Annotated in this window: 7 protein-coding genes; 4 read left to right on the forward strand and 3 right to left on the reverse strand. The window is 74.8% G+C overall.

Annotated elements, in window-relative coordinates:
• Window positions 1-30: 30 nt before the first annotated feature.
• Together DVA86_RS30180 and DVA86_RS30185 are read right to left on the reverse strand one after the other, a co-directional pair.
• Window positions 31-1,101, reverse strand: coding sequence for an aminotransferase class V-fold PLP-dependent enzyme (locus DVA86_RS30180; RefSeq protein WP_245997353.1), 1,071 nt, complete (start codon window positions 1,099-1,101; stop codon window positions 31-33).
• 266 nt (window positions 1,102-1,367) lie between these two features.
• Window positions 1,368-2,903 carry an aldehyde dehydrogenase (NADP(+)) gene (locus DVA86_RS30185; RefSeq protein ID WP_208883097.1) on the reverse strand — a complete coding sequence of 512 codons (1,536 nt, stop codon included), beginning with the start codon at window positions 2,901-2,903 and terminating at the stop codon, window positions 1,368-1,370.
• A 153-nt stretch (window positions 2,904-3,056) separates the two neighbouring features.
• Here DVA86_RS30185 and DVA86_RS30190 point away from each other — a divergent pair, with 153 nt between their 5' ends.
• From DVA86_RS30190 to DVA86_RS30205, 4 genes are all read left to right on the forward strand, one after another.
• Window positions 3,057-3,827, forward strand: a complete 771-nt coding sequence (locus DVA86_RS30190; protein ID WP_208883098.1) for an IclR family transcriptional regulator — start codon at window positions 3,057-3,059, stop codon at window positions 3,825-3,827.
• Between the two features lie 128 nt (window positions 3,828-3,955).
• Window positions 3,956-5,110 carry a hypothetical protein gene (locus DVA86_RS30195; protein WP_245997355.1) on the forward strand — a complete coding sequence of 385 codons (1,155 nt, stop codon included), beginning with the start codon at window positions 3,956-3,958 and terminating at the stop codon, window positions 5,108-5,110.
• A 116-nt stretch (window positions 5,111-5,226) separates the two neighbouring features.
• A complete protein-coding gene (locus tag DVA86_RS30200; RefSeq protein WP_245997780.1) occupies window positions 5,227-6,522 on the forward strand; it encodes a sensor histidine kinase in 1,296 nt (431 codons plus the stop codon).
• Window positions 6,519-7,202, forward strand: coding sequence for a response regulator transcription factor (locus DVA86_RS30205; protein WP_245997357.1), 684 nt, complete (start codon window positions 6,519-6,521; stop codon window positions 7,200-7,202). Before DVA86_RS30200 ends, DVA86_RS30205 begins: the two co-directional genes overlap by 4 nt.
• Here the strand turns inward: DVA86_RS30205 and DVA86_RS30210 are convergent.
• Window positions 7,189-7,725 carry an SRPBCC family protein gene (locus DVA86_RS30210; protein ID WP_208883102.1) on the reverse strand — a complete coding sequence of 179 codons (537 nt, stop codon included), beginning with the start codon at window positions 7,723-7,725 and terminating at the stop codon, window positions 7,189-7,191. The genes DVA86_RS30205 and DVA86_RS30210 overlap by 14 nt on opposite strands.
• Between the last annotated feature and the right edge of the window lie 43 nt (window positions 7,726-7,768).

A 7,768-nucleotide genomic window follows, 5' to 3' on the forward strand; every position in this document is an offset into this window, starting at 1 on the left:
CGCGTGCCTCTGTACGCCCTACGCGTACGCCTACGCCTCCGCGAGCACCTCGAGGAGGCGGTCCACGTCCGCCTCCGTGTTGTACAGGTGGAACGCCGCCCGCAGGTTCCCCGCCCGTACGGACGCCTCCACGCCCGCCGCCTTCAGCCGTTCGGCGGCCGCCCCCTGGCCCGGCAGCGCCACGATCGGCGACCGGGCGTCCACCGGCAGCAGCCCCAGCTCCCGCGCGCCCGCGCGGCAGCGGTCGGCCAGCGCGAGGTCGTACGCGCCGATCCGCTCCGGGCCGAGCTCCTCGATGAGCGCGAACGAGTGCTGGGCCGCGATGTACGAGACGAACGCGGGCCGCTCGTCGAACCGGCGCGCGCTGTGCGCGAGTTCCGCGATCGGGCCGTAGCAGCTGTTCCACGGCTCCTCCCCCGCGACCCAGCCGGAGTTGAACGCCACCAGCTCGTCCGGACCCAGGTCCTCCGGCACCACCAGCAGGGAGACGCCGTGCGGGCACATCAGCCACTTGTACGAGCCGCACAGGAGGTAGTCGTAGTGCCGCGGGTCGAGGCGGAGCCAGCCCATCGCCTGCGTCGCGTCCACGACGATGCGGGTGCCGCCACCGGTGTCCCCGTGCTGGTCGGCGGCGGCGCGCAGCGCGGCCAGGTCGGCCACGCGCCCGTCGGCTGACTGGACGGCGCTGACCGCCACCAGCGCCGTCTGCGGGCCGACCGCCTCGGCCAGCGTCTCCAGCGGGGCGCTGCGCAGCTTGAGGTCGGTGCGCACCGCGAACGGGTTCACCAGGGAGCTGAAGTCGTCGTCGGCGATGAGCACTTCGGCGCCGGACGGCAGCGCGCGGGCGATCAGCCCGGCGTGCGTGGCAACGGAGTTGCCCGCGGCGACGCGGTCCACGGGCACCCCGGCGATGCGTGCGAACCCGGCACGGGCGGCGGCGAGCGCCGTGAAGTTGTACTCGGGGCCCACCCGCCCGTGCGCCGCGTCGTCGGCGGCGGCCTTGAGCGCCTGCGCGGTGCGCAGCGGGAGCAGGCCGGTGGAGGCCGTGTTGAGGTACGTCTTCGTCAGCGGCGCGAACTCCGCGCCTCCCAGGCTCGTCATGGCGCCAGCTTGCTGCGGACGGGGGCCGCTGTCCATTGCGGCGTAACGTTCCGCCCCTCCAAGCCGCGCTTATCCGCGCAGCTCACCGCGGCCCACCGCAGCCCGCCCGGCGCACGGAAGGACGAACCTCAGCCACATCAAGCCCGTCCGGCGATTGAGGACGCCCCCGGCCACGACGGACCCGCGCGTGGCCACACACGTATCGGGCCACCCACCGGCCGGTGGCCGCCCCCTCCGTCCTCAAACGCCGGACGGGCTGAAAAGCCCTACGTGGCGGAGACGCGCCGCGGCAGGTTCAGGGGGTTGGACTCCCGCAGCTCCGGCGGGAGCAACGCCTCCGGCGTGTCCTGGTACGTGACCGGCCGCAGCCACCGCTCGATCGCCGTCGCGCCCACGGACGTGGTGGGCGTGGTGGTGGCCGGGTACGGGCCGCCGTGCTGCTGTGCAGGCGCGACCGCGACCCCCGTCGGCCAGCCGTCCACCAGCACCCGCCCGGCGAGCCCGGTGAGCTGCCGCAGCAGCGCGGCGCCGCGGGCGTCCGCGTCCGTCCCGGCGGACTCCGCTTCGCTCAGCTGAACGGTCGCGGTGAGGTTGCCGGACAGCCTGCCGAGTACGGCGATGATCTCGTCGTCGTCCTGGTAGCGGACGACGACGGTGACCGGCCCGAAGCACTCCTCCAGCAGCAGCCGGTGCGGCCCGTCCGCGACGAGCTTCCCCGCGGGCACCGTGAGGACGCCCGCGCCGACACTGTTCCCGCCGTCCGCGTCGGGACGTACGGCCACGGGCGCCTCGACGCCGTCCAGTTCCGTACGGGACGCCACGCCCTCGATGAACGCGCTGAGCATCCGGCTGTCCAGCATCGGCCCCGGCCCGACCGCGGCGACCTTGTCCGCGAGGCTGTCCAGCAGCCGGTCGCCGGCGTCGCCCTCCGGTACGAGGACCAGGCCGGGCTTGGTGCAGAACTGCCCGCTGCCGAGGGTCATCGAGCCCGCCAGCCCGCCGCCGATCTGCTCGGCGCGCTCCGCCGCGGCGGCCTCGGTGACCACCACCGGGTTCAGCGAGCCGAGTTCGCCGTGGAACGGGATCGGCACCGGACGGGCGGCGGCCGCGTCGAAGAGGGCGCGCCCGCCCCGTACGGAGCCGGTGAAGCCCGCGGCGGCGACCAGCGGGTGGCGGACCAGTTCGACGCCTGCCTCGAAGCCGTGCACGACGGAGACGGTGTCCTCCGGGAGCCCGACGCGTACGGCGGCGCGGCGCAGCGCGGCGCCGCACAGTTCGGAGGTCGCGGGGTGGTCCGGGTGCGCCTTGACGACGACGGGGCAGCCGGCGGCGAGCGCGCTGGCGGTGTCGCCGCCGGGCACGGAGAAGGCGAGCGGGAAGTTGCTGGCGCCGTAGACGGCGACGACGCCGAGCGGGATCTTGTAGCGCCGCAGGTCGGGCCGGGGCGGGGTGGCCGAGGGGTCGGGGTGGTCGATGACGATGCCGAGGTAGCGGCCGTCCTCCACCTCGTCGGCGAAGGCCCGCAGCTGGGCCGTCGTACGGCTCAGCTCGCCCCCGAGCCGTGCGTCGCCGAGCGCGCTCTCCGCGTCGGCGGTGCGCACGGTCTCCTCGCGTCCGGCCTCCAGTTCCTCCGCGGCGGCGCGGAGCAGCTCGACGCGGACGGTACGGTCGGCGAGCGCCTCACGCGCGGCGTGCGCGGCGCGTACGGCCGTGTCTACGCCGCTCGCGGTGGTCTCCACCCCGACCTGCTCACGCTGCTTTCCCGTACGGGGGTCGACGCTCCACACTGGTGCTGCTGCCACGGGGCACGTTCCTTCTGCTTGGCGGGTGCTTGGTGCCGGGTCTGCCGGTTGCTTGCCACCCGGGACGCCTTGTTCGGTATGCTGAACAGCGTCTCCGTGAGTGAATGTCCCACCGGGGACTTTATGGCGGTGTGAACAGAGGGGTCAAGGTCGATGTCAGCTGTCGAGACGGGCGGTTCGCAGGTCAAGTCGGCGGTACGGACGGTGGAGCTGCTCGAGTTCTTCGCCGGGCGCCCCGGCATGCACTCGCTCGCGGCCGTCCAGGAGAACGTCGGGTACCCCAAGTCGAGCCTCTACATGCTCCTGCGCACCCTCGTGGACCTCGGCTGGGTGGAGACCGACTCCACCGGCACGCGCTACGGCATCGGCGTACGCGCCCTGCTCGTCGGCACCTCGTACATCGACGGCGACGAGGTCGTCGCCTCCGCCCGGCCCACCCTGGACCGGCTCTCGGACGACACCACCGAGACGATCCACCTGGCCCGGCTCGACGGCACCAACGTCGTCTATCTGGCCACCCGCCAGTCGCAGCACTATCTGCGTCCCTTCACGCGCGTCGGGCGGCGGCTCCCCGCGCACTCCACCTCGCTGGGCAAGGCGCTGCTCGCCACCCACACCGACGAGCAGGTGCGCAAGCTGCTGCCGGAGACGCTGCCGTCGCTCACCGAACACACCCTGACCGACCGGGAGAAGCTGATCGAGGAGCTGCATCTCGTACGGGAGCAGGGGTACGCCGTGGACCGCGAGGAGAACACGCTGGGGCTGCGCTGCTTCGGCATCGCGATCCCGTACCGCACTCCCGCGCGTGACGCCATCAGCTGCTCCGTGCCGGTGGCGCGGCTGACGCCCGCGCACGAGCAGCTGATCAAGGACGCGCTGTTCGACGCGCGGGACCGGCTGGCGCTGGCCACTCGCCGCCTCTGACGGCGGCGGGCTCCCGAGCGGAGAGCTCCCGGGCAGCCCCCGGGCGTAGGCCCTCTCCCCCGCGCGGGGGAGGCGGATCACCGTACGGACCGACGTGCCCGTACGGTGCCGCGCGGGAGCGTGACCGTATGACACAGACACGGCTCTCTCCGACCCGTTCCGGTGCGGCGCAGGGCACCGGTTCTTCCGGCGCCGCTGCCGCCGCCGCTCCCTCCGCCTCCGGCACGGCGCCTCCGCGGGAACGCGAAAACGGCCTCCGCGCGCGCGGCGCCGCCTGCCTCGTCGCGGTCCTGGCGTGCGTGCCGTACATCACGCTAAAGATCATCTGGATCTGCGGCGGCGAACTGGGCATCCCCGCGGACAGCTCGCTCCTCGAACCCGGGAACGCGGCCCTCATGCGCGCCGTCAACGGCCTCACCGTCCTGATGGACGCGGTCGTCATCGCCCTCGCCCTGCTGCTCGCCCGCCCCTGGGGCCGCCGGGCCCCGGCCTGGCTGCCGGTGCTGCCCGCGTGGCTGGCGACCGGGCTGCTGGCGCCGATCATGGTCGGCCTCCCCGTCACGCTGCTCGTCGGCGGGGGCGGCGAGAAGTCCGCGGAGGAGCGCGAGTTCCTCGCGGAGTGGGTGTTCGGCGTCGTCTACGGCGGGTTCGCCGTGCAGGGGCTGGCGCTGGGCGCGCTGTTCGTCTGGTACGCGCGGGACCGCTGGGGCCACCTGTGGCGCGGCCGTACGGGCGACCTGCCGTACGGCGCCACGGGTGCGGCGCGTCGGGCAGCCGCGGTCGGCGCGCTGCTGCTCGCGGTGCTGCCGCTGGTCATGAACGTGCTGTGGGCGGCCGGTTCGACGGCCGGGCTCGACGAGGACATGGCCGCCGACGCGGACGCCGGGCTGTACGCGCGCTCGGCGGTCAACGCGCTGTTCCTGCTCGCGGGCGTCGGCGGGCTGCTCGTGCTGGCGTTCCACCGCCGTCGCGGGCCGGGCACCGGGGTACGGCTGGCGGTGCCGTTCGGGCTGGCGTGGACCGGCTCGGGGGCGGTGGCCTGCTGGGGCGCCTGGATGATGTTCGGCGCGCTGACCGTCGAGGAGGTCTCGGAGCAGCCGACCCCGCTGATGAGCCTGACCTACGCTGTGCAGATGACCGTCGGGGTAGTCATCGTGACGGCCGGAGCGCACTTCCTCGCCGAACGCGCCGCGGCCACCGCGGACGTGGCGGCCACCGCGGACGTGGCGGCCACCGCGGACGTGGCGGCCACCGCGGACGTGACGGCCCGGCGTACGGGATGACCCGGGCGAGCCGTGCCGCGGCGTCCCTCCGCCGCACCCGTACGGTGCTCGGCCGCGGGCTGGGGCAGCGCGCACGGCTGCGCTGGGTGCACCAACTCCTCGGCGGCGCGCTCCTCATGCCGTACTTCCTGCTCCTGCTGGCGCTGCTGCCGCTGCTGCTGCCGGTGACCTCGGAGCCGTTCCGCGACCTGGGCATGCAGTTCCTCGCGTACGGCCTGAGCCTGCCGCTCGTCGCCGCGACCGGGCTGCTGTTCCCGCTGGTGCGGACGCTGGAGACGTACGCGGCGCAGGCCCTGTGCGCGGTGCCCGCCGGCGCGCTGGCGCGCGGGCCCGCCGTGTCGTGGGCGGCGCGGCGCCGTACGGCGGGCTGGTTCGCGCTGCACCTGGGGACGGGCGCGCTGGTCAGCGGGGTGAGCCTGGCGGTGCCGCCGATGGCGGCGGTGCTGCTGCTGGTGCCGTTCGTGCCCGCCCTGCGGGTACGGGAGTGGTGGGACCCGTGGGCGGACTTCGTGTCCGGGCCGTGGTCCTGGACGGCGCCTCTCCTCGGCGTCGCCCTGCTGGCCGGGACGGTCGCCACCGCGCACGTGGGGGGCGCGCTCTGCGCGCGCTGGGCACCCGTACTGCTCGGTCCGACGCCCGCCGACCAGCTCGCGGCGGCCGAGCAGCGGGCGGCCGCCCTCGCCGCGCGCAACCGGCTGGCGCGCGAGCTGCACGACTCCGTCGGGCACGCGCTCAGCACGGTCACGCTGCAGGCGAGCGCGGCCCGGCGAGTGCTGGACGCGGACCCGGAGTTCGCGCGTGAGGCGCTGAACGCCATCGAGGACACGGCACGCGAAGCCGTCGCCGAACTGGACTCCGTCCTCGGCGTCCTGCGCGAGGAGCACGACGGCGAGGACACCGATGCGGCCGGCGGCGGCACGGCGGGCGCGCACCCCGCGCCCGTACTCGCCGACGGGCTCGGCGGCCTGCTGCGCCGCGTGCGTACGGCGGGCGTACGCGTCGACCGCACGGGCGACGGCGACGCCGCGCTGCGCGCCCTGCCCCCGCACACGGCGCGCGAGGGCTACCGCATCGTGCAGGAGGGCCTGAGCAACGTGCTCCGGCACGCGCCCGGTCAGCGTGTACGGCTCGGACTGTCCGTCACCGAACAGGAGTTGTGCATCACCATGACGAACCCTCTGCCCACGGCACCCGCCTCCGGCGCGCTCCGCGCGGCCGGCATGGGCGGGCGGGGGCTGCGCGGGATCGCCGAGCGGGCGATCCTGCTCGGCGGTACGGCGGACGCGGGCCCGTACGACGGCGGCTGGCGGCTGACGGCACGGCTGCCGCTCGGCGGCGGTACGGGCAGCGATACGGGCGACGCGGGCGGTACGGGCGGTACCGGCGACGGCACCGCCGGGAGCGCGCGGTGAGCGCCCCCGGCGCCCCCGGCGCGCGCACTCCGCCGCTGCGTCTCGTCCTCGCCGACGACGAGCGCCTCGTCCGCACCGCCCTGCGCGCCATCCTCGGCGCCGAGCCCGACATGACGGTCGTCGGCGAGGCGGCGACCGGCGCGGAGGCGGTCTCCGTCATCCGCGAGACCCGCCCGGACGTCGCGCTGATGGACGTGCGGATGCCCGAGGTCGACGGCATCCGCGCCACCGAGCAGCTGCTGGGCGGCATGGGCGAGGACGCGCCGCGCATCGTCGTCGTGACGACCTTCGAGAACGACTCGTACGTCTACGACGCCCTCCGCGCCGGTGCGAGCGGCTTCCTGCTGAAGCGGGCGGCGGCCGACGAACTCGTGCGGGCCGTACGCCTGGTGGCGCACAGCGACTCGCTGCTGTTCCCCTCGGCGGTACGCGCGCTGGCCGCTCGTTACGCGCCCGAGCGCGGCGGCGAGGCGCTGCGCGCCCGCCTCACCGAACGCGAGGCCGAGGTGCTGCGGCTGATGGCGCGAGGCCTGACGAACGCGGAGATCGCGACCCGTATGGAGGTCGGCGCGGCCACCACGAAGACGCATGTGGCCTCGGTGCTGTCGAAGCTGGGCGCGCGCGACCGTACGCAGGCGGTCATCGCCGCGTACGAGCAGGGATTCGTCAGGCCGGGATGACGCGGCGCAGCAGCCGCACGTACGGGCTCCAGCACGCCGGTGCGGCGACCGTGCCGGTGCAGGCGCGTTCGGCGCGGTCCATGGCGTCCTCCAGCACCGCGTCGTGGCACCAGCGGAAGAACAGCGGCCAGCTGAGCCGGGCGGCGCCGCGTACGTGCATGGCCAGGGTGTGCCGCAGGACGACGCCGGACGGCCCTTGCGGTCCGGGCGATGCGGGCGGCCCGGACCGCCCCTCCTGGCCGTACGGCAGCGGGTGCACGGTGAACTCGTGGAAGCCCAGGAAGCCGCGCGGCGCGCTGAACCGGAAGCGGACCCACTGGCCCGGCGCGTACCCGGCGACGCCGTACCGCACCGGTCCGTGCCCGCCGTACGCCCCCTCGCCGAGCGCGCGGTCCAGCGTCAGCGGGGGCCAGTCGGTGCCCGGCCAGAGCCGGTCGTCCGGTCCGGCGAGCCCGTCGATGAGGGCTCCCGCCTCGTGCGCGGGCACGGGCAGCAGGCGCTCGTGCACGTTGTACACCGCCATGACGGCCTCCTTTTAGAGACACCTCTCTAATACTTTTGGAGAG

It is taken from the genome of Streptomyces armeniacus (assembly GCF_003355155.1).
GTDB classification, from domain to species: domain Bacteria; phylum Actinomycetota; class Actinomycetes; order Streptomycetales; family Streptomycetaceae; genus Streptomyces; species Streptomyces armeniacus.

What these genes read in the sequence shown, in the direction of transcription:
- DVA86_RS30190 (WP_208883098.1), top strand. Translation starts at nt 3,057, where the DNA reads ATGTCAGCTGTCGAGACGGGCGGTTCGCAGGTCAAGTCGGCGGTACGG.
- DVA86_RS30210 (WP_208883102.1), bottom strand. Translation starts at nt 7,725, where the DNA reads ATGGCGGTGTACAACGTGCACGAGCGCCTGCTGCCCGTGCCCGCGCAC.
- DVA86_RS30180 (WP_245997353.1), bottom strand. Translation starts at nt 1,101, where the DNA reads ATGACGAGCCTGGGAGGCGCGGAGTTCGCGCCGCTGACGAAGACGTAC.
- DVA86_RS30195 (WP_245997355.1), top strand. Translation starts at nt 3,956, where the DNA reads ATGACACAGACACGGCTCTCTCCGACCCGTTCCGGTGCGGCGCAGGGC.
- DVA86_RS30200 (WP_245997780.1), top strand. Translation starts at nt 5,227, where the DNA reads ATGCCGTACTTCCTGCTCCTGCTGGCGCTGCTGCCGCTGCTGCTGCCG.